We start from the raw sequence: 21,292 nt of genomic DNA, 5'->3' as shown, positions 1-21,292 counted from the left end.
CCACAAGTGTTTGACCGCATTAAGGAATCGTGATCGACAGACTACTAATTGCCGCGTTGCGCATCTACAAGCGCTGGATCAGTCCGCTGCTTGGACCGCGTTGCCGATTCCATCCAACCTGCTCGGAATATGCGATGCAGGCGATCGCTCGGTTTGGCGCATTCAAGGGCAGCTGGCTGGCTTTGCGACGTGTGCTGCGCTGCCACCCGCTGCACCCCGGCGGACACGATCCGGTGCCTCCCGCGCACTGATTCCTCCCCAAAAAACCCCAAACCAACATCACGCAGGACCTACCCTGATGTCTTCGACCTTGATCGTCAACGCCCGGCTCGTCAATGAAGGTCGCGAATTCGACGGCGACCTGCGCATCCACGGCGGCCGGATCGCCGAAATCGGCAGCGGCCTGTCGGCGCGGGACCGTGAAACCGTGGTCGACGCCAACGGCCGCCGACTGCTGCCGGGCATGATCGACGACCAGGTGCACTTCCGCGAGCCGGGCATGGAGTACAAGGCCGACATCGCCACCGAGTCGGCGGCGGCGGTGGCCGGCGGCCTGACCAGCTTCATGGACATGCCCAACACCAATCCGCCAACGCTCGACGCGGCGGCACTGGAGGACAAGTACGGCCGCGCCAGCGGACGTGCCTGGGGCAACTACGGCTTCTACATGGGCGCCAGCAACGACAACCTCGATGCCATCCGCCGGCTGGACCCGCTCACCGCGCCGGGCGTGAAGGTGTTCATGGGCGCCTCCACCGGCAACATGCTGGTCGACGACCCGGACGTGCTGGACCGGATCTTCGCCGAGGTGCCGACGCCGATCATCACCCACTGCGAAGACACGCCGATGATCGACGCCGAGCTGGCCCGCTACCGGGCGAAGTACGGCGACGACATCCCGGCCGCCTGCCACCCCGACATCCGCTCGCGCGAGGCCTGCATGCGCTCGACCGAGCTGGCAATCGCCCTCGCTCGCCGGCACGGCACCCGACTGCACGTGCTGCACATCTCCACCGCGCAGGAACTGGCGTTGTTCGAGGCCGGCCCGCTGGTGCGCGCCGATGGCAGCCGCAAGCAGATCACCGCCGAGACCTGCGTGCACTTCCTGCGCTTCGATCGCGAGGACTACGCCGCGCTCGGGCACCTGATCAAGTGCAACCCGGCCATCAAGGACCCGGCCGATCGCGAAGCCCTGGTGCGCGCGCTCGCAGCGGACGTGATCGACGTGCTGGCCACCGACCACGCACCGCACACGCTCGAGGAAAAGGCCCGGCCGTACACCTCGGCACCAAGCGGCCTTCCGCTGGTGCAGTACGCGCTCAACGCCGCCCTCGAACTGGTCCACGAAGGCCATCTCAGCACGGCACAGGTCGTGCAGAAGTTCGCGCACGCGCCGGCGCAATTGTTCGACGTCAAGGAACGCGGCTTCCTGCGCGAGGGCTATGCCGCCGACCTGGTGCTGATCGATGACACGCCTTTCACCGTGCGCCGCGAAGACGTTCTGTCCAAGTGCGGCTGGTCGCCGTTCGAAGGACGCACCTTCCATTCGCGCATCGCCTCCACCTGGGTCAATGGCATGCTGGCGTGGGATGGCGAACGACTGGTCGGCTCGCCTGGCGGGCAACGCCTCGGGTTCACGCGATGACGCAGCGCCGCGGGCCGTCGCACGCCGCGCTGCTGGCGCCGGTGCTGATCGCGATGGCCGGCTGTAGCCACGCCGCGCCACAGTCCACCATGCCTCCTGGCACGCCCCGCCCGCCCGCATTGCCCGACATCGGGCGACCGCGCGAGGTGCTGCAGCGCGCGACCTTCATGCCCACCACCGCGTCGCAGGGCGCACTGGTGATCGGCCTGACCGATCCGCGGGCGCGGGTCGACGTTGACGGGCGCGCGGTGCGGGTGTCACCGGAAGGCCAGTTCGCTTTCGGCATCGCCCGCGACGCAAGCGCGCCGGTGCAGGTTCGCGTCACTCAGTCCAATGGCTCGGTACTGGTCAACCAGGTGACGGTCACGGAGCGCGACTGGCCCATCGAGAACATCAGCGGTGTACCGCCCAAGACGGTCGATCCGCCACCGGACATCTCCGAACGCATCCGCCGCGAGCAGGCGGAAGTCACCGCCGCGCGCGATCGCGACGACGCCCGCGCCGACTTCGCCCAACCCTTCGTCTGGCCCGTGCAGGGCCGCATCAGCGGCCGTTTCGGCAACCAGCGCGTCTACAACGGATCGCCGGGATCGGCGCATTCGGGCATGGACATCGCCGCCCCGAACGGCACGCCGGTCAAGGCGCCGGCTGGCGGCGTGGTCACCTTCGCCAAGCCCGATCTCTACCTCACCGGCGGCACCGTGCTGCTGGACCACGGCCACGGGATCAGCTCGAACTTCCTGCACCTGTCGCGGCTGGACGTGAAGGCCGGCGATCGTGTCGAGCAGGGCCAGGTGATCGGCGCGGTCGGCGCCACCGGACGTGCCACCGGCCCGCACCTGCACTGGGGCATGAACTGGTTCACCGTGCGAATCGACCCGCTGCTGTTGCTCGAGCGCTCCGCACCGCGCTGATGGCACGCCCGAGTCCGGCTCGGTCCTGGCTCTGGGCTCAGACGGTCTCGGGAACTATCGAACGCTGGTACGCGGTCACGCGATCGCGTCCGGCCGACTTGCTGGCGTACAACGCGGCGTCGGCGCGCTCGATCAGCTGCTCCGGGCTTTCATCGGCGACGAGCTCGGCCACGCCCAGGCTCAGGCTGGCCGACAACAGTTGCCCGTCGATCGACAGCGGACGGCAGTTGACCGCCGAGCGCAGGTTCTCGGCAACGCCCATCGCCGCCGCCAGCGGCGTGTCGGGCAGCAGCACCAGCACTTCATCGCCGCCCCATCGGCCGAACAGGTCGTAGGTGCGCAGGCGGTTGCGCGTGCGCAACGAGATGATGCGCAGGCATTGGTCGCCGATGCGATGTCCGTGCTCGTCGTTGATGCTCTTGAAGCGGTCAACGTCGAAGAACACCACCGAAAGCGATCGACCGCTTTGTTTCGCATCCGCGACGAGCGTGTGCAGGCGCTGCTCGATGGCCGGACGCGACATCGCGCCGGTGAGCGGGTCGTAGGTGGCCAGGTGGCTGGCGTGGTCGCGATCGCGGCGCAGTTGCTGCAACGCATCGGCCATCCCGACGGTGATGACCAGCCCGGCCATGGCAAAGGTCGCCGGGAACGCGTAGACCATCCACGGCGCATTGACCCAACCGCCCAGCAGCTCGCCTACGCGCAGCACCAGCAACACCAGCAACGGCGTCCACGACAGCAGTACGAACCAGGCGGCCCGCTGGCCGCGGCGTGCGCCGGCAAGGCTGGCCAGGAACACCGTCGCCGTGGTGGCCAGCAGGACCAGGTTGGCGACGAACGCGATCAGGCTCGCGGCGCTGACAATCGTCACCACCATCATCGCCACCAGCGCCATGTTGCACGCGTGCAGCGCACGGAACATGCGCGGCTGGCGCGTACGCAGTTCCAGGTAATGCATGAGGAAGCCGTTGCTGGCCAGCACCGCGATGAAGGCGAACAGGCGCGTCGCGCGCGGGTCGCTGGTGACCGTGGCGGCCAGTTCCGGCAGCAGGCGCAGCTCGCCGCCGCTGCTGGCCAGGTAGAAGGCCTGCGCCAGCAAGGTCAGCAACAGGTAGGCATAGCTGCGCTGACCGATGCCGACCCAGAAACCCAGCGCCAGCACCGACAGCACCACCAGGGTTACCAGGGTGCCGCTGCGCCAGGCGACATGCACCAGGTCGTCGCGGTGCACCTGTTCGAGGGGCGCGATCCGCACCGCCATCGGCGTGACGCCGACGCCGTGCACGCGCAGATACAGCGACTGCCCCGTGCGCAATCCGTCCGGTATCGCGGTGACCAAAGCGCGGGTCGAGAAGCGCGGATCGGCATCGGCTCCGAACAGCGAGCGCCGCTGCGGCATGGCCTGGCCCGGCAGCCACACCTCGGTCCGATTGAGGTGCGGCGACACCAGCAGCAACTGTGGCTCATCGCTTGCGAGAATCGGCGATCCTGCCGTCACCCGCCACCAGCTCGGCGTTCCGGAGACCGGACGGATCATCGGCTCATCGACCGCGACGAACTGTTTGTCGAGCTCGCCGGCGATCACCTGCACGGGAAGCGGATCGGCATCGAGCCGGGACACGGTCAGCACCTGTGCCGAGGCATACGTCGCCCCCAGCAGCCACAGCGTAACCAGCCCAAGGGCCTGCCAGCGTCGATGCCTGCGAATCCCCATAACCACCCTGTGAGGTGTAATCGGGCCGAGCATAGCCCATGCCAGCCAACGCGTACGGCTCCGGCAACAGGACCTGTAACAAGCGCGAGCCTTGTCCTACAACGGGTTGCAAACTGGCCGGGACTCGCGTGCGGCCACGTTGCCATGCCCTGTGATCCGGTCGTTGCCCAAGGGCGCGGGACAGGGAGTGTCCGTGGCATCGGCGGGTTTCCCGCAGTGATGGAGCACATCGATGAACCGCGTGATCAGCCCGCAGGCCTGGATCGACCTGGCCAAATCGTTGGAAGTGGAAGTTGCCACGCTACAGGCCGTGGCAAAGGTCGAATCATCCGGGAGCGGCTTCCTGCCCGCGCCCTCCGAGAAACCCAAGGTGCTCTTCGAAGGCCACGCATTCCATCGCCTGACCGGCGGCCGGTTCGCGGCCTCGCACCCGAACCTCAGTTACCCCAAGTGGGATCGCAAGCAGTACGCCGGCAGCCTCGCGGGCGAATGGAAACGGTTGGACGCGGCGTGCCAGCTCGACCGCGTCGCCGCGCTGCAATCGGCCAGCTGGGGCGCGTTCCAGATCATGGGCTTCAACTACGCCTACTGCGGTTTCGCCGACGTGGAGGCGTTCGTGGCCGCGCAGCATGCCGGCGCGGACCAGCAGGTCGCGGCGTTCGCATGCTTCGTCGCGCGGCCGCCCTATCTGGAAGCACTGCGTACCAAGGCCTGGGCCAAGTTCGCCAAGGCCTACAACGGACCGGCTTACGCCAAGAACCGCTACGACGAAAAGATGGCCGCCGCCTACACGCAGTTCGCCACCGGCGGCCCTGCGCGCAAAGCCGGCAAAGGAAGGACAAAAGCCAGTGCTGCCGACTCGCAGCCGCCGGGACGCAGTGACTTCGTGCCAGTCGACAGCGTGCGCCGCAAGAGTACCCAGAAGCGCAACGTTCGCCCGGACCCGGTGGACCTGCGCGACTGGCCGTACCGACCCAACATCGCCATCGCGCCCGACGACGCGATGTTTGCCACCTACCCGCGCCCGACCAAACAACAGGACACCACCAATGCGTGCACCGGCTTCGCGCTGGCGGTGGTGATCGAGTACCTGCTCGATCGCGGCCGTCGTCCGGTCGAACCGATTTCGGGCTACATGCTGTACGACATGGCGCGGCGCTACGACGAGTGGGAGGACGACGACGACAGCGACAGCGGCTCGTCGCTGCGCGGCGCGCTGAAGGGCTGGTCACGGCACGGCGCCAGCTGCGCCTACCTGTGGGAAGAGATGACGATGCCGGCGGCGACCAACGAGGCCGACAGCGACTGGTGGCTGGACGCGGTGAAGCGGCCGCTCGGCGCCTACTACCGGATCTCGCCCGAGTGCATCCGCGACATGCACATCGCACTGCGCGAAGTCGGCGCAATCTACGCCAGTGCGTTCACCCACCCCGGCTGGGACCGCCTGCACAGCGAGTCCACCGCGCCGCCACCGACATCGATCGCCCAGATTCCACCGATCGAACCCGCCAAGGGCAATCAGGACCAGGGCCATGCCTTCGCCATCGTCGGCTACACCCGCGACGGCTTCGTGGTGCAGAACTCCTGGGGCGGCGCCTGGGGTCGCGGCGGGTTCGCGGTGCTGAGTTACGCCGACTGGCTGGAGAACGCCATGGACTGCTGGGTGGTCCAGCTGGGCGTTGTCACCACCGACCATGACCTGGTCGCCGGAGCCACCACCCTGCGCGTCGACGGCAAGACCGGGCGCGCGGTGATTTCCAGCAACCCGACCCTGGCCGATCACGAGATCTCGCCGTTCGTGATCAACATGGAGAACGAGGGGCACCTGAGTCGGCGCGGGCGTTTTCGCACCTCGCCCGACGACCTGAAACTGTTGCTGGACCACCACCTGCCGGCGGCGCACAAACGATGGTCCGAGCAGGCGGTGCAGCGCAAACAGCCACCGCCGGAGCACATCGACATCGCGATCTACGCCCATGGCGGCCTCACCGATGAAGAAGCCGCGGCCAAGACCGCCCAGTCCTGGATTCCGCATCTGTACTCGAACCGCATATTCCCCATCTTCCTGATGTGGGAAACCGGTGCGGTCGCCACGATCGGCAACCTCTTCGAAGACGCGGTGAAGGGCGAGGCCGAGAAGACCGGGGGCGAGGCGTGGGGACGCTTTCGCAGGCGCTTCGAGGAATGGCGCGACGAGCGCCTGGAAGGCCTTGCGCGCCTGCCCGGCGGCAAGCTGTGGGGCGAGATGAAGCAGAACGCCGATGCGCTGTCGGGCAGCAAGAACTCCGGCGTGGTGCAGCTGTTCGAGATGTTCCGCAACTCCGCCACCCGGGACGGCCTGCCCCCGATCCGCCTGCACCTCATCGGCCATTCCGCCGGCGCGATCGTGCACACCTGGCTGGGCGCGCGCGCGATCAAGTACGGCTTCGACGTGTCATCGATCAGCCTGCTGGCGCCGGCGGTGCGCCTGGAACTGTTCGATCGCCAGCTCGGCGCCGCCATCGTCGACAACGACATCCGGGTGCTGATCGCCAACCTGCGTGACGAGGCCGAGCGCAGCGACAACACGTGCAAGCCTTATGGCCACTCGCTGCTGTACCTGGTCGCGCGGGCGTTCGAGGAACACGAAGAGACACCGCTCCTGGGCATGGAGAAACACCTGGTGCCGGCGCTGCCAACCCGCGAATGGGGTGCGAACGTGCGTCAGCTGCGTTGCCCCGGCGGCATGTGGACGCGCGATACCGGCGCCACCACGGCCTCCACCCACGGCGGCCTCGACGACGACCCGGTCGTGCGCGAGGCGGTCGTTTCCTTCCTGCTCGGCAAGGGGTAGCGCGCGCGTCGTGCGCGTTGCCCAGTGCGAGAAGTGCGGCATCGACGATGCCGGCGCAGCATGCGCCGTCACCCGCTTCTCACTCCTCGCACGCTACGAGGAAAGCGTCGTCAGGAGTGAGGAGTGAGTAAACGCCTAGCCAGAGCGCGACATGCCCCCGCTCGCTCCTCACTCCTTCTGTACGACAGCGGCCGCGTTGCCCAGCACGGGCAACGCCGCCCCCTGCCCACCACGCCCTAGGGCGAGGCGAGCTTGAGGCCGACCAGGCCGATCACGATCAGCACGACGCTGCCAACGCGCAACGCGTTCAACGGTTCGTTGAACAGCACGATGCCCAGGATCACGGTGCCCACCGCCCCGACGCCGACCCAGACGGCATAAGCCGTTCCCACCGGCAGCGACTTCATCGCGATGCCCAGCAAACCCAGGCTGATCGCCATCGCGATGACGGTGGCGGTGGTCGCCAACGGGCGGGTGAAGCCCTCGGTGTATTTCAGGCCGATCGCCCAACCCACTTCGAACAGGCCGGCAAGTACGAGGATGAACCAGTTCATTGGCAAACTCCGCTCAGGATGGGTCGTCCCCGAACGAACCATGGCGCACGGGGTCGTCCCCGCATTCCGTTGGGCACGGCATGTGCCGGCCATTCAACCTGCATTGGTGCGGTGGCGACCCTGCCGGTGGTCACGCCGGGCGCGACCTGACACGAACGACACCGCTACCTTGCGATCACTTCACCGCCGCACCGCGCTGGCGCACCGCCTCGAACAGCGTCACGCCGGTGGCGACGGACACATTGAGGCTTTCCACCGCGCCACCGCCCGGCATCGGGATCTTGACCAACTGGTCGCAGTTCTCGCGCGTGAGCCGGCGCAGGCCGTCGGACTCACCGCCGAGCACGAGGCCGACGTTGCCGCGCAGGTCCAGCGAGTACACCGAGGCGTCGGCTTCGCCGGCCAGGCCATACAGCCACACGCCGAGCTTCTGCAGGTCGCGCATCGTGCGCGCCAGGTTGGTCACCGGCACCACCGGCACGCTGTCGGCGGCACCGGCCGAGGTCTTGCGCACGGTCGCGTTGACCTGCACCGACTTGTCCTTGGGAATCACCACCGCGGTCACGCCGGCCGCCGCTGCGCTGCGCAGGCAGGCGCCGAGGTTGTGCGGGTCCTGCACGCCGTCCAGCACCAGCAGCAGCGCGCGCCCTTCGGCGGCCTCGATCAGCGTCTCGAGCTCGTCCTCGCCCCAGGTCTTGGCCGCGGCATAGCGCGCCACCACGCCCTGGTGGCGCAACCCGCCCACCACGCCGTCGATCGCCTGGGTGGCGACCTTGCGCACGTCGATGTCCATGCGCCGCGCCTGGCTCTCGATCTCGGCCAATCGCGGGTTCTTGGCGCCGGCCTCGATCAGCACCTCGCGCACGTGCTCGGCGTCGTGCTCGAGCGCGGCCGCGACCGCGTTGATGCCGGCGATCCATTGTTTCTGGCTCATTCGTGTTGCCTGTCGCCCGCGGGCCGTTGGAAAGGGCGCCATTGTAGAGCCCACGCGCGGCCGGGGCTTGCCCTGCCGCCCCGTTGACCGAACACGCGCAGGCCGAAGTGTCGCGGCGGCCGGTGAACCGGCACCGCGACACCCTCGGACGTCAGTACTTCTGCTTGACCCGCTTGGCCGGCTTGCCACGCGGGGGCAGCGGCTTCACGCCGTGGTCCTCGGCCAGTCGGAAGTCGATCTTGCGCTCCTCGACACTGGCCTTGAGCACCACGATGCCCAGCCGGTCACCCAGCCGGAACTCGCGGCCGGAGTGCTCACCGGTGAGGGTCTTGCGGATCGGGTCAAAGTGGTAGAAGTCGCGCGGCAGCTGGGTCACGTGGACCAGCCCGTTGACCTTGGATTCGTCCAGTTCGATGAACAGGCCGAAGCTGGTCACGCCGCTGACCACGCCTTCGAACTGGCCGCCGACATGTTGTTCCATCCACGCCGCCCGGTAGCGTTCGTCGACCTCGCGCGAGGCCTCGTCGGCACGGCGCGAGCGCTCCGAGCACTGCAGCGACAACGCTGCCATCTCGCTGGGCGAGTAGCGGAACTTCTCCGGCCGCCCGCCGCCGAGCGCGTGCTTGATCGCACGGTGCACCAGCAGGTCGGGGTAACGACGGATCGGCGAGGTGAAATGCGCGTAGGCCTCCAACGCGAGACCGAAATGGCCGACGTTGACCGGGTCGTACACCGCCAGGCTCTGGCTGCGCAGCAGCACCGATTCGATCAACGCCGCGTCGGCACGCTCGCGGATCTTCTTCAGCAACGCGGTGAAGTCGCGCGGGTGCACTTTCGACCACGGCGGCATGCGCAACTGGAACTCGTGCAGGAACTCCTGCAGGTCAGCGTACTTCTGCTCCGGCGGTCGTTCGTGGATGCGGTACGGCGCCGATATCTGGTGCGCCAGGAGAAACTTGGCTGCCTCTACGTTGGCCGCGATCATGCATTCCTCGATCAGCCTGTGCGCGTCGTTCCGCTGCAGCATGCCGGCCTGGACCACCTCGCCCTGCGCACCGAGCACGAAACGCACCTCGCCGGTCTCGAACTCGATCGCGCCGCGGCGCTCGCGCGCTTTCGACAGGATCGCAAACAGCTGGTGCAGGCGCTGGATGTGCGGCAGCAGCGAGCCGATCTGCGCAAGCGATTCGTCGCGCAATTCTTCCAGCACCGGATCGCCCTCTTCGGGGATCGGCATTACCGCGTTCCAGACCTGGGTGTAGGTCAGGCGCGCGTGCGAATGCATCACCGCTTCGTAGAATTTCGACCCGGTGACCTCGCCCTTGCGGTCGATCTGCATGTCGCAGACGAAACACAGCCGGTCGACCTTGGGTTTGAGCGAGCAGATGCCGTTGGAAAGGGTTTCCGGCAGCATCGGCACCACGAAGCCCGGGAAGTACACCGAGGTCGCGCGCAGCGTGGCTTCCACGTCCAGCGGCGTGCCCGGACGCACGTAGTGCGAGACATCGGCAATGGCCACCACCAGCCGGAAGCCGTCGCGGTTGCTTTCGCAGTACACCGCGTCGTCGAAATCCTTCGCGTCCTCGCCGTCGATCGTCACCAGCGGCAGCGCACGCAGGTCGACGCGTTGCGCGACGGTAGCCGCGTCCACCGCAACCGGCACGGTGCCGGCTTCGGCCAGCACTTCCGGCGGGAACTCGTGCGGAATCTCGTGGCCGTGGATCGCCGCCTGGACCGCCAGCGACGCGGTCAGCCGGTCGCCCAGCACGGTCACCACCCGCCCGATCGACGGACGTTGCGGATCCGGTGCGTGCACCAGTTCGACCACCACCAGCTGGCCATCCTGCGCGTCCATCCGCGCGTCGGGCGGGATCACCACGTTGCGCTGGATGCGGCGGTCATCCGGCACCAGGTAGCTGATGCCGGCTTCCACGGTGTATCGACCGATCAGGCGATTGAGGCGCCGCTCGAGCACCTCGACGATCGAACCTTCGCGGCGGCCGCGGCGATCGACACCGGTGACGCTGCCGAGCACGCGATCGCCGTGCATCGCCTTGCGCATCTCGAACGGCGGCAGGAACAGGTCGTCGCCACCGCCCGCGTCGGGGCGCAGGAAACCGAATCCGTCGGGATTGGCGATCACCACGCCGGGGACGAGGTCGATCTGCTGCGCCGGCACGAATCCGCCGCGACGGTTCTGCAGCAATTGGCCGTCGCGCAACATCGCGCGCAGACGATGGCTCAGCGGTTCGAAGCGGTCGGGCGCGGTCAGTCCGAGCTTTTCGGCCAGCTCGTCGGCGCCGATCGGGCCATCGGCGGCGGCGATCAGCTGCAGGATCATCTCGCGGCTGGCGATGGGTTGTTCGTAACGGGCGGCTTCGCGCTCGGCGTGCGGGTCATGGATCGCACCCGGCGCGGCATGCGCCGGACCGCCGGTCTTGCCGCGCGGCAACCGCGGCGGCGGCTCGGGCAGCCAGCCCGGGCGTTTGGGGGATTTCTTGGCGGCGCTCTTTTGGCCGCCGGAGGCGGGCTTTGCCGCAGTGGATTTGGACGCCCGCGAGGGGGACTTCTTGCCGGCCTTGTTGCCGGTCGGGGGCTTTCTGCTCATTCAGGGATGGTCGCACATCGACATGAACACGACGTCGATACCGACCGGTACGGGCGGCCGGCAGGCAGCGGCCCGTGTCTGCTGCGCGGGCGCACCGCCCGGAAACGACCGGCCTGTCCGCAACGCGGACGCAAACGCTTCAAACGGCGGGATGGCAGGGGTCTGCTAACCGCGCGCCTCGTCCAACAGCCACGCATGTACGGCCGCGATATCCGGGTCGGCATCGTTGCCCACTGTCCATACCAGGTGGAACCCGAGTCCATCCAGTTGGGGACCGAAGGGCTGGCACAGCAACCCGGCGCGCAACTCATCGGCCACCAGCGCCAGATTGGCCAAGGCCACGCCCTGCCCCGCGATCGCCGCCTGGATGGCGTGGCCTTCGTCGGAGAACTGCAACTGCCGCTCCACCGGCGAGCGCCCCGCCCGCTCGAACCACAGCGGCCAATCCGGCGTGTCCGCTTCACGACGCTGCCATTCGAAGCCGATCAACGGGACCTTCGCCAGATCGTCGGGCCCGTGCACACCCAGGCGCGGCGCGCACACCGGCGCGAAACGCGAGGGCAACAAGGGCACTGACCTCATTCCCGGGTAGCGGCCGTGGCCGTAGCGAATCGCCAGTTGCGCGGTGCCGCCCGCCAGATCGACCACCTCATCACTGGTATGCAGATGCAGGGCAATGCCGTGCTGCCGGGCTGCGAATCCAGCCAATCGCGGCAGCAACCAGCGCGATGCGAACGCCACGGTCGTGCTCAGCACCAACGCGCGAGGGCGCGCGTTCGGCCTCACCAGCTGCAGCGCTCGCGCGATCCCATCGAAGCCGTCACGCAACGCCGGGTACAGGCTCTGCCCGGCTTCGGTGAGGTCCACCCGGCGCGTGCCGCGCACGAACAAACGCACTCCGAGGCGGTCCTCCAACTGCCGGACCTGATGGCTGATCGCGGTCGGCGTCAGGGACAACTCCGCCGCGGCGTGCTTGAAGCTCAAGTGCCGTGCCGCCGCCTCGAAGGCGCGAAGCGCGGTCAGGGGTGGCAGCTGACGGGCGTCCATATGGATGAATTTCCTGCACTCATCGAATGCGAAATGATCGTTTTACACCCGCCAACCAAAAAGTGAACTTGCGCCAACCCTCCAGACACAGGTGAATCATGATCAGGTTACTCCACATCGACTCCAGCGCCCGTCCCGGCCGCTCCGGTGAGCAGGCGCACGGCTCGCACACACGCCGCCTCAGCGCCCGCTTTGTCCGCCGTTGGCAGGAGCGCCGACCGGGCGACACCGTCGTCCATCGCGATGTCGGCGACCAGCCGCCCGCGCCCGTCACCGGCGCCTGGGTGCATGCGGCTTTCAGTAAGCCAGAGGAGCGCGAGCCATGGATGCACGCCGCGCTCGAGCAAAGCGACGCCCTTGTCGACGAGTTGCTGGCCGCCGACCTCATCGTCATCGGTGTACCGATGTACAACTTCGGCATGCCCTCCACGCTCAAGGCGTGGATCGACAACATCGTTCGTGTCGGCCGCACCTTTGGCTTCGACCGAAGCCGCGCGGGTGATCCGTACTGGCCCTTGCTGGCCGGCCATGGCAAGCGGCTGGTGTTGCTGAGTTCGCGAGGGGACTACGGCTACAACCCGGGCGAACGCCTCGGCGCGATCAACCATGTCGAGGCCGGCGTGGCGTCGCCCTTGCGCTACATCGGCATCGACGCCGTGGACAGTGTCGCCATCGAGTACGACGAATTCGGCGACGAACGCCTGCATGCCTCCATCGCGACCGCCGAAGCCGAAGTGGATGCGCTGGTCGAGCGGCTAACCAGTAGCGCCATGTCGATGCCAGTGGCGGAGCCCGCGAGCATGGCCCCGAGGCCGGCACCGGACGCCTTGGCGTCCTAGGGAAGTCGTACGCTCCGCATATGTCGAATCCAATTGCTTACAACTCGCCCAGGCCGAAAACCTGGATGCCCGGTGCAGCCCCATGACGTCCCAAGAAGCTGAGGCATGGGCCTGCGCATACATCGCATACCACGAGGAAAGCGGCTCACCGGAACAACATCCGCTCTGGTGGGCCGTGGAGCGATTCATGCTGCCGACATCCGGCGCGGACGCGGAAGATTGCTGGACAGCGATCCGCGCGGTTCTCTCCCGCAATCCGGCTGACTCGATCCTCGGGATGCTCGCAGCCGGTCCGCTGGAAGATCTGGTTCAGCACGCCGGGCCACAGTTCATTGATCGCATCGAGCTTGAGGCCCGCCGCAACCCAGCGTTCCGCCACCTTCTGGGTGGCGTGTGGGAGAGCAGCACTCCGGACGTCTGGGCTCGGATCTCCGCTGCTCGCGGCGGGACTTGGTAGCTCCAGCAGCACGACCGCCGACAGAACGACAACGCCGCCCGGGCACCTGGGGTGCCCCGGAAACGAAAAAACCCGCCTCGCGGCGGGTTTTTTCGATTGACCGGCTGGTAGTGCCGATCCGTTTACATGGTGCCCAGGAGAGGACTCGAACCTCCACGGAGTTGCCCCCGCTAGCACCTGAAGCTAGTGCGTCTACCAATTCCGCCACCTGGGCAAATCTTGCACGAAACCCGCCTCGCGGCGGGTTCCGTTTTTTTGACCGGCTGGTAGTGCCGATCAATTTTGTATGGTGCCCGGGAGAGGACTCGAACCTCCACGGAGTTGCCCCCGCTAGCACCTGAAGCTAGTGCGTCTACCAATTCCGCCACCCGGGCAATCTCGAACGGTGCTGCTGTACGAGGCCGCGTATGTTGCAAGTCGAAACGCCGGTTGTCAACGAAATTCCGCACGGATTTCCCTCGAGCTGCCAACCGCCCCCGCTGCGGCATCTGCCGGCCCGGCCCGCGGCGGGGTGACAGCCCCAGTGCAGCACGCGCCGGATCCGCGTGGCTTGCCGCTCCAGCCAATCGGGACTATGGTCGAGGCACTGACTGAATCCCGCGGGCGGCGCATCCGGTGCGTCGCCCGCCTTGCTATGGAGAATTCCGTGAACCTGTCATCCCCATCCATTCCCCCTCCCCTGCTGGTGTCGCGCCTGGATTGCGAACGCATCGAAGCCCTGCTGGAAAAACCCAGTACGCGTGACATCGACACGAAGGCGCTGCAGGCGGAACTCGCGCGCGCCGAGATCGTCGAACCCGCGCAGATGCCCGCAGACGTCATCGCCATGAACTCGACCGCGCGCTTTCGCGACGAAACCAGCGGCGAGGAACACGAGCTCACGCTGGTGTTCCCGCACGAAACCGACGGCAGCGCCGAGAAGGTGTCGATCCTGGCACCGGTCGGCAGCGCCCTGCTCGGCCTGCGCGCCGGCGCGACCATCGCCTGGCCGGTTCCCGGCGGCCGCACCATCCAGCTGCGGGTGCTGTCGATCCGGCATCGCCCCGTCACCGCCGGCGCCACGCACGACTGACGCGGCAAGCGCGGTACTTCCCGGTCGTCGACCGCGACCGGTGTCCCACGCCCACAAGCGGCCGGCCGCTAGAATCCCTCCCTCGCAATCCTCCGAGCACGCAACGCCCCATGATCGGCTTTCACCATGACTGACCCCGTACGTCCGGTGTTCCACGGCTTCGAACAGATCCCGCTGCGCGAATACGCCGAGCGCGCCTACCTCGACTACTCCATGTACGTGGTGCTGGACCGTGCCCTGCCGTTCCTCGGCGACGGCCTCAAGCCGGTGCAGCGCCGCATCATCTACGCGATGAGCGAGCTCGGCCTCAACGCGACGTCCAAGCCGAAGAAGTCCGCGCGCACCATCGGCGACGTGATCGGCAAGTTCCACCCGCACGGCGACAGCGCCTGTTACGAAGCGATGGTGCTGATGGCGCAGCCGTTCTCGTACCGCTACCCGCTGGTTGAAGGCCAGGGCAACTTCGGCTCTTCCGACGACCCGAAGTCCTTCGCGGCGATGCGTTACACCGAATCCAAGCTGACCCCGATCGCCGAGGTTCTGCTGGGCGAACTGGGCCAGGGCACGGTCGACTGGGACCCGAACTTCGACGGCACGCTCGAAGAACCCAGCTGGATGCCGGCAAGGCTCCCGCACGTGCTGCTCAACGGCACCACCGGCATCGCGGTCGGCATGGCCACCGACGTGCCGCCGCACAACCTCAACGAGATCGTCAGCGCCTGCGTGCGACTGCTTGACGACCCGGACGCGACCACCCGCGACCTGTGCGAGCACGTGCTCGGCCCGGACTACCCGACCGAGGCGGAGATCATCACGCCGCGCGCCGACCTGCTGGCGATGTACGAAACCGGCCTGGGCAGCGTGCGTGCGCGCGCGGTCTACGAGAAGGACGGCGTCAACATCGTGGTGACCGCGCTGCCGTACCAGGCATCGCCGGGCAAGGTGATCGAACAGATCGCCCAGCAGATGCGTGCCAAGAAGCTGCCGTGGCTGGAAGATATCCGCGACGAATCCGATCACGCCAACCCGACCCGCATCGTGCTGGTACCGCGCAGCAACCGGGTCGACATCGACCAGTTGATGGGCCACCTGTTCGCGACCACCGACCTGGAAAAAAGCTACCGGGTCAACGTCAACGTGATCGGCCTGGACGGCCGACCGCAGGTCAAGGGCCTGAAGGCGCTGCTGGCCGAGTGGCTGACCTTCCGCAGCGACACCGTCACCCGCCGCCTCAACCATCGCCTCGACAAGGTCGAACGTCGCCTGCACCTGTTGCAGGGTTTGCTGATCGCGTTCCTCAATCTCGACGAGGTGATCCGCATCATTCGCAGCGAGGACGAGCCGCGTCCGGTGCTGATGAAGCGTTTCGAGCTCAGCGAAGACCAGACCGACTACATCCTCGAGACCAAGCTGCGCCAATTGGCGCGCCTGGAGGAAATGAAGATCCGTGGCGAGCAGGACGAACTGGCCAAGGAGCGCGAGCAGCTCATTGCCACGCTCGCCAGCAAGGCCAAGCTCAAGAAACTGGTCAAGGACGAGTTGCTGGCCGACGCGAAGAAGTTCGGCGACGCGCGGCGTTCGCCGCTGGTCTCGCGCGGCGCGGCGCAGGCATTGTCGGAAACCGAACTGGTGCCGAGCGAACCGATGACCGTCGTGCTCAGCGACAAGGGCTGGGTGCGTGCGGCCAAGGGCCACGAGATCGACGCGTCGACGTTGGGTTACCGCGACGGTGACGGGCTGCTTGCCACGGCCAAGGCGCGCAGCACGCAACAGGTGGCGTTCCTGGACTCGACCGGCCGCAGCTATTCGACGATCGTGCACGGCCTGCCATCGGCGCGGGGCAACGGTGAACCGCTGACCGGAAAGTTCTCGCCCGCGCCGGGCGCGTCGTTCCAGGCATTGGCCAGCGGCGACAACGACACCCGCTTCGTGCTGGTCAGCTCGCACGGCTATGGCTTCGTGACGCGCTTCGAGAACCTCACCGGACGCAACAAGGCCGGCAAGGCGATGCTGTCGCTGACGCCGGGGGCGAAGGTGCTGGCGCCAGTGTCCGTCGGCAGCCTCGAGCTGGACCGCGTGGTGGTGGTCACCAACGTCGGCCATCTGCTCGCGTTCCCGGTCAGCGAACTGCCCGAGCTCGACAAGGGCAAGGGCAACAAGCTCATCGACATTCCCAAGTCCAAACTCGGCACCGAGCGCGCCGTCGCCGTGGCTGTGGTGGCGCCGGGCACCACGTTGAGCGTGCGTTCCGGCGCGCGCACGATGTCGCTGACCTGGAAGGACCTCGACGCCTACATCGGCACGCGCGCCACCCGCGGCGGCCTGCTGCCGCGTGGCTGGCAGAAGGTCGAGGGACTGGCGGTCGAGTAGCGGCCAGCCAGGGCTGGCACAGGGCAAGTACCCGGCACGGCGAGAACGTCGGCCGGGTCGACGCCTGATCTTCCCATCGGCTCCGGGACATCACGGCCCGCTTCGCGCCATCCCAACACACCCCACATCCCACACCCGACACCATGCAGCCCAATTACTGGCAACAGCGCTGGCAGGAAAACGACATCGGCTTCAACCAGCCGGGACCGACGCCGCTGATGCTCAAGCATTGGCCAGGCCTTGACCTGCCGCCTGGCACGCAGGTGTTCGTTCCGTTGGCGGGCAAGGCGTTCGACATGGCCTGGTTTGCCGCCAATGGCTGGCCGGTGTTCGGGGTCGAGGTGTCGCAGCAGGCCGTCGAACAGTTCTTCGCCGAGCAGTCGCTGGTGCCGCAGGTGCGCGAGTCGCCACTTGGCCGCCATTACATCGCCGGCGGCATCGAGTTGCTTTGCGGCGACGCATTCGCGCTCGACCGGCCGACGCTTGCCGACTGCGGCGCAGTGTTCGACCGCGCCGCGCTGATCGCCCTGCCGCCGGACATGCGGCAGCGCTACGTGCGCGAACTCCAGACCTGCTTGCCGGCCGGGTGCGAGGGGTTGTTGATCACCCTGGAGTACCCGCAACACGAGAAGGACGGCCCACCGTTCTCCGTCGACGAGCCCGAAGTACGTGAGCTGTACGGCACCGACTGGGAAATCGACGTACTGGAGCGCCGCGACATCCTGGCCGCGCAACCTTCCTTCGTGGCCGAAGGCGTGACCGCGCTGGACACCGTGGTGTACCGCCTGCGGCGACGCCCGGGTTGACCTTGTTGTACCAACGATGAGCGCGCCGACCTGATCCTGCTGGAGGCGCCCCCTCCTGGCCGACATCCAGAACCTCTCAAAGATCGCAGGCGTCGTCGTCCAGGGGCCTTGGGTTTCGTCCGCCGACATCGACGCGATGCTGGCGGAGTCAGCTGCCTTCACTGGGACGTGTGGCGGCAGATCGAAACGCGGAAGCAGCGGGTCTCCGACATTCCGTGAGCGTCATCGCGCTCGCTGTTGCTTCACCTGCAACGAGCATCGTGTCGACGAATCGGCGCCGCCGCGCTGGCATCGGATCGGTCAGCGCGTCCACCCACTTGGCGTTCTTTGCGCCGCCAACGCATGCACGGTGCCGTCGTCGGAGAGCACGTACACCCAGTCGCCGCTGATCGAGAGCGCCGAAGCCACGCCCGCACCGAGGTTGTACTGGGTGAGCAGCTTGCCGGTCGTCCGATCGAGCACGATCAGGCGGCCATCCCAGGTGGTGACATAGAGGACGCTGCGAGTGGCAAGCGCATGCATTGCCGGCGCGCCAGCTTCGATGGCGTTGCAGCCTCCGCCTACGCGCCAGGAATCGTCCAAGGGACTTCTACCCGGCAGATGTCCCACCGCGGTGGACCATGTCGGAACGCTGGGGTCGGCGGCCTGGGTGTCGTAGGCGCGCACGATGCCGTCGCGGCTGGCGACATAAGCGGTATTGCCCCACACAGCCGGGCTGGTCACGGGCGGCGGACCGGGCTCGCATCGGTGGCTGGTCCCCAGGTTCGCATGCCACATCGTCGCGTTGCTGTGGGGATCGTGGCCGCGCATGCCGCTCCAGGTCATGGTGAGCAGTTGCGGCTGACCATAGTTCGGGAGAGTGAAGGTCGGCGAGGATTGGCTGAAAAGATCGCCGCCCGTGTCGACCGATGCGATCTGGCCGCAGGTGAGCAGATCCATCTGGATCAGCGATTGGCTGGAGCCCGAATGCAGGTAGGCCGTGGTCGACCCGGGCAGGCGCACGGCGGTGCTGTGGAACTCGCCCCAGCCGCCTGGCGCGGAGAATCCGCCGGGCAGCAATGCGCCGTTGCGCGCGTCGCGGCAGACGATGCGATCCCAGTGTTGATACACCGCAACCGTGCGTGCTTGAGCGGGAAGCTCAAAGACGCTGACCGGGCCGCCGGCGCGGCCATAGCGGCGCACGGTGTCGCCAAACCGGAATTCGTCGTGGATGCCTTCCCAGACCACGCGACCGCTGGCCACGTCCAACGCATAGACACGCCCGACCCCGGTGGTGAGATAAGCCAGGTTCCGATGCACGGTCGGGAAGGATTCGGCATCGCCATCCAGGTACGTGCGCCACAACTCACGGCCGCTGCTCAGGTCGTAGGCAAGCATAATGCTGTACGGGGAATCAAATGCCTGCGAGGCAACAATCAATTTGCCCTGCGTGATGGCGCCGCCGTTGAGGTGGAACTGCTCGCCCGTGTTCGCGGTCCAGCGCAGGCTCAACCGAGCGCCGGGATCGTCCTGGCTGGCCGAGCGGCCCGATTCATCGCCACCTTGGCGGGTCCACGCCTGGCCTGTCCGCGGCTGTCGCAGGGCGAAGCGGGGCAGAACCTGGAAGCTCGTGCGCTGAGTCCGCCACGGCTGGCCCTTGCTGTCGACGGCCACCATCTGCGCCGTGTAGTGGCCGACGCGCAGGCCGGCGATGCTGTCGCTGACACGCGTCCACGCATGCCGCGCGCGCGGGCAGCGCTCGGTCACGCCGCCCGGAGGCGTGTAGCAGTTCTCGATGCCGGTCGGCGTGCGTTTTTCCCCGAACGGCATCGCCCGGTTCTGCCAGACGATCCTGCCGAGCGCGTTGCGGATAATGAGCGATGCCGTGACCGGCGTGCGGCCATCGTCTTCCGCGTACAGCTCGATCGGAATCGTGCTGTGGGCGACATGCCGGCTGCCGTGCGCAGGGCTGACAAGTGCTGCGACATCGTCTACCTCGAACTGGCGATGGATGCCGGTCACATAGCCGACGTCCTCGTTCGCCACGGTCTTGGGGTTGTCGGTGATGTCGCTGAAGTCCAGCACCTTGAAGTCCGGACGCGCCGCATCGATGCCGTACACCCCCATGTTGTTGACTTCCACCGAACGTTTGAAAGCACCGCGCCGGAACTCGGCCTGCTGGTTGTGGCCGGCAGCGAACATGCGCACGTCGTACTTGGCCAGCTCGTCGACGATCGGCTGCATGTGGCCGCCGCCGCCCCAGCGGGTGAACAGCGAGCGATGGGCAAAGACCAGGACCTGCTTGCCCACCGCGTGCCGACGCAGGTCTTCCTTCAGCCAAGCCAACTGCGGTGCCAGCCCGGCGGTGTCGTAGTTGTCCTCCAGCGCAATGATGTGCCGGCCATTGCGATCGAAGCTGTACCACTCCGGCCCCAGATTGCGGCGCCAATACTCCAACGACGCGCCGTAGCCGCCTGTGCTACCGGTGCCGCCGACGTCGTGATTGCCGATCACCGGATAGAACGGGTGACCGAGCGCGCCGTCGACGAGTCCGGCGCGCAGGATGTCGTAAGCGCCCTGCCGACGCGATGCCGGCGCGTAGTCGGTGACCGTGATGTCGCCTGTCGTGATGGTCAGGCCGGCGCCGTCGACTTCCGACAGCGCCTCCACATGGCCGATCCAGTTCGCCAGGGTGCTCGTCGCCGATTCCTCGCTGCGATTGTCGGCTTCGATGTCCGACACCATCAGCCACTTTTCGGTCGGATTGGCGGCGGCCGCATCCGGCACCATCGCGAAGTCGACGCCAGCGAAGGGGCCTGGCCCGACCGGCAGTGCACGGAAGAACTGCGGCACGTAGTCGCCACGCAAGACCGGGGTATAGCCATTGGGGGAGACGACGAAAACCAGGTCGGTTTCCCGACGCAGCGGATCGATCTGGATGCGGTAGTTGCCGCTGGCATCGGACGTCGCCCAGACGTTGCCGTCGGTCACCGAAACGCCGTGCAGTCCGGCTTCGCCTGGGTTGCGCAGGCCGTCTTTGTTGGCGTCCTTGAACACCGTGCCGGTCACCACGACCAGCGCGACCGGCGTCGACTCCGGGACGGTGAAGGCCACCGGCGAGGTCAAAGGCTCATAGCCATCGTTGGCCAGAAAATGCGCGGTCCACAGGCCGGGCGCCAGCCCGGCCGTGCTGAGCGTCGCCTGGCCCTGTGCGGCGGTGGCATAGACCCAGGCCCGCGCCTGCACCTGGCCCGGCTGTTCGCCTGGGGCATAGATGCCGATCCAGTTTTTTGGCCCGGGAGGTTGGGCGGTGTAATTGAAGACCGCAGGTTGGCCCGGTTGCGGGTCGGAGGCGAGACTCAGACTGCTGCCCGTGGCGGCCTGCGCCCATCCGAAAACGTCGGTGTCGCCCGCCGCCGGCGACATCGCTCCGGACTGGCGGTACGCGGCGAATGCAGCCGTCAGCAGCGCAAAAACCAGCAACGCGGCCGCCGCCCAGCGAAAGTACCCTCGCATCGCA

The 21,292-nt window shown here is 67.2% G+C and carries 14 protein-coding genes, 2 tRNA genes and 1 pseudogene; 9 read left to right on the top strand and 8 right to left on the bottom strand.

What is annotated here, in order from left to right; genetic code table 11:
- Positions 1-29: 29 nt before the first annotated feature.
- From yidD to EER27_RS03080, 3 genes and pseudogenes are all read left to right on the top strand, one after another.
- Positions 30-251 (top strand): membrane protein insertion efficiency factor YidD, encoded by a 222-nt coding sequence (gene yidD, locus EER27_RS03090; protein ID WP_123086533.1) that lies wholly within the window; start codon positions 30-32, stop codon positions 249-251.
- 47 nt (positions 252-298) lie between these two features.
- Positions 299-1,645, top strand: a complete 1,347-nt coding sequence (locus EER27_RS03085; RefSeq protein ID WP_123086532.1) for a dihydroorotase — start codon at positions 299-301, stop codon at positions 1,643-1,645.
- Between the two features lie 118 nt (positions 1,646-1,763).
- Positions 1,764-2,559, top strand: a pseudogene (locus EER27_RS03080) (M23 family metallopeptidase).
- 37 nt (positions 2,560-2,596) lie between these two features.
- Here EER27_RS03080 and EER27_RS03075 read toward each other — a convergent pair.
- On the bottom strand, positions 2,597-4,273 hold the full coding sequence (locus tag EER27_RS03075; RefSeq protein WP_190285617.1) for a GGDEF domain-containing protein: 1,677 nt from the start codon (positions 4,271-4,273) through the stop codon (positions 2,597-2,599).
- A gap of 232 nt (positions 4,274-4,505) precedes the next feature.
- Between EER27_RS03075 and EER27_RS03070 the strand changes: the two genes are divergently transcribed.
- Complete coding sequence (locus EER27_RS03070; RefSeq protein WP_123086530.1) at positions 4,506-7,106, top strand: N-acetylmuramidase domain-containing protein; 2,601 nt, start codon at positions 4,506-4,508, stop codon at positions 7,104-7,106.
- 236 nt (positions 7,107-7,342) lie between these two features.
- Here the strand turns inward: EER27_RS03070 and sugE are convergent, their stop codons facing one another.
- The 4 genes from sugE to EER27_RS03050 form a co-directional block, all read right to left on the bottom strand.
- Positions 7,343-7,660, bottom strand: a complete 318-nt coding sequence (sugE, locus tag EER27_RS03065) for a quaternary ammonium compound efflux SMR transporter SugE (protein WP_123086529.1) — start codon at positions 7,658-7,660, stop codon at positions 7,343-7,345.
- A gap of 175 nt (positions 7,661-7,835) precedes the next feature.
- A complete protein-coding gene (rlmB, locus tag EER27_RS03060; RefSeq protein ID WP_123086528.1) occupies positions 7,836-8,594 on the bottom strand; it encodes a 23S rRNA (guanosine(2251)-2'-O)-methyltransferase RlmB in 759 nt (252 codons plus the stop codon).
- 151 nt (positions 8,595-8,745) lie between these two features.
- A complete protein-coding gene (gene rnr, locus EER27_RS03055; RefSeq protein WP_123086527.1) occupies positions 8,746-11,202 on the bottom strand; it encodes a ribonuclease R in 2,457 nt (818 codons plus the stop codon).
- 165 nt (positions 11,203-11,367) lie between these two features.
- Positions 11,368-12,249: a LysR substrate-binding domain-containing protein gene (locus tag EER27_RS03050; RefSeq protein WP_123086526.1), complete on the bottom strand. Its 882-nt coding sequence runs from the start codon at positions 12,247-12,249 to the stop codon at positions 11,368-11,370.
- A 98-nt stretch (positions 12,250-12,347) separates the two neighbouring features.
- Between EER27_RS03050 and EER27_RS03045 the strand changes: the two genes are divergently transcribed.
- The gene (locus EER27_RS03045; RefSeq protein WP_123086525.1) at positions 12,348-13,088 is read left to right on the top strand and encodes an FMN-dependent NADH-azoreductase; all 741 of its coding nucleotides are present in this window, start codon (positions 12,348-12,350) and stop codon (positions 13,086-13,088) included.
- A gap of 82 nt (positions 13,089-13,170) precedes the next feature.
- Positions 13,171-13,545, top strand: a complete 375-nt coding sequence (locus tag EER27_RS03040; RefSeq protein ID WP_123086524.1) for a DUF6869 domain-containing protein — start codon at positions 13,171-13,173, stop codon at positions 13,543-13,545.
- 127 nt (positions 13,546-13,672) lie between these two features.
- Here EER27_RS03040 and EER27_RS03035 read toward each other — a convergent pair.
- A tRNA-Leu gene (locus EER27_RS03035) sits at positions 13,673-13,759 on the bottom strand.
- Positions 13,760-13,832: 73 nt separating this feature from the next.
- A tRNA-Leu gene (locus tag EER27_RS03030) sits at positions 13,833-13,919 on the bottom strand.
- Positions 13,920-14,191: 272 nt separating this feature from the next.
- Between EER27_RS03030 and rnk the strand changes: the two genes are divergently transcribed.
- The 3 genes from rnk (at position 14,192) to EER27_RS03015 (ending at position 17,793) form a co-directional block, all read left to right on the top strand.
- Positions 14,192-14,617, top strand: coding sequence for a nucleoside diphosphate kinase regulator (rnk, locus tag EER27_RS03025; protein ID WP_223807137.1), 426 nt, complete (start codon positions 14,192-14,194; stop codon positions 14,615-14,617).
- Positions 14,618-14,743: 126 nt separating this feature from the next.
- Positions 14,744-16,987, top strand: coding sequence for a DNA topoisomerase IV subunit A (parC, locus tag EER27_RS03020; protein ID WP_123086522.1), 2,244 nt, complete (start codon positions 14,744-14,746; stop codon positions 16,985-16,987).
- A gap of 143 nt (positions 16,988-17,130) precedes the next feature.
- A complete protein-coding gene (locus EER27_RS03015; protein WP_123086521.1) occupies positions 17,131-17,793 on the top strand; it encodes a thiopurine S-methyltransferase in 663 nt (220 codons plus the stop codon).
- A 300-nt stretch (positions 17,794-18,093) separates the two neighbouring features.
- Here the strand turns inward: EER27_RS03015 and EER27_RS03010 are convergent, their stop codons facing one another.
- Positions 18,094-21,288 carry an outer membrane protein assembly factor BamB family protein gene (locus EER27_RS03010; protein WP_123086520.1) on the bottom strand — a complete coding sequence of 1,065 codons (3,195 nt, stop codon included), beginning with the start codon at positions 21,286-21,288 and terminating at the stop codon, positions 18,094-18,096.
- Positions 21,289-21,292 lie beyond the last annotated feature (4 nt).

Origin of the sequence: Montanilutibacter psychrotolerans (genome assembly GCF_003719825.1) — a bacterium.
In the GTDB taxonomy this organism is placed as follows: Bacteria; Pseudomonadota; Gammaproteobacteria; order Xanthomonadales; family Xanthomonadaceae; genus Montanilutibacter; species Montanilutibacter psychrotolerans.
Note: the sequence above shows the minus strand (reverse complement) of the source record. Positions and strands in the feature narration are given on the sequence as shown.

What these genes read in the sequence shown, in the direction of transcription:
- EER27_RS03085 (WP_123086532.1), top strand. Translation starts at nt 299, where the DNA reads ATGTCTTCGACCTTGATCGTCAACGCCCGGCTCGTCAATGAAGGTCGC.
- EER27_RS03075 (WP_190285617.1), bottom strand. Translation starts at nt 4,273, where the DNA reads ATGGGGATTCGCAGGCATCGACGCTGGCAGGCCCTTGGGCTGGTTACG.
- EER27_RS03070 (WP_123086530.1), top strand. Translation starts at nt 4,506, where the DNA reads ATGAACCGCGTGATCAGCCCGCAGGCCTGGATCGACCTGGCCAAATCG.
- sugE (WP_123086529.1), bottom strand. Translation starts at nt 7,660, where the DNA reads ATGAACTGGTTCATCCTCGTACTTGCCGGCCTGTTCGAAGTGGGTTGG.
- rlmB (WP_123086528.1), bottom strand. Translation starts at nt 8,594, where the DNA reads ATGAGCCAGAAACAATGGATCGCCGGCATCAACGCGGTCGCGGCCGCG.
- rnr (WP_123086527.1), bottom strand. Translation starts at nt 11,202, where the DNA reads ATGAGCAGAAAGCCCCCGACCGGCAACAAGGCCGGCAAGAAGTCCCCC.
- EER27_RS03050 (WP_123086526.1), bottom strand. Translation starts at nt 12,249, where the DNA reads ATGGACGCCCGTCAGCTGCCACCCCTGACCGCGCTTCGCGCCTTCGAG.
- EER27_RS03045 (WP_123086525.1), top strand. Translation starts at nt 12,348, where the DNA reads ATGATCAGGTTACTCCACATCGACTCCAGCGCCCGTCCCGGCCGCTCC.
- EER27_RS03040 (WP_123086524.1), top strand. Translation starts at nt 13,171, where the DNA reads ATGACGTCCCAAGAAGCTGAGGCATGGGCCTGCGCATACATCGCATAC.
- parC (WP_123086522.1), top strand. Translation starts at nt 14,744, where the DNA reads ATGACTGACCCCGTACGTCCGGTGTTCCACGGCTTCGAACAGATCCCG.
- EER27_RS03015 (WP_123086521.1), top strand. Translation starts at nt 17,131, where the DNA reads ATGCAGCCCAATTACTGGCAACAGCGCTGGCAGGAAAACGACATCGGC.
- EER27_RS03010 (WP_123086520.1), bottom strand. Translation starts at nt 21,288, where the DNA reads ATGCGAGGGTACTTTCGCTGGGCGGCGGCCGCGTTGCTGGTTTTTGCG.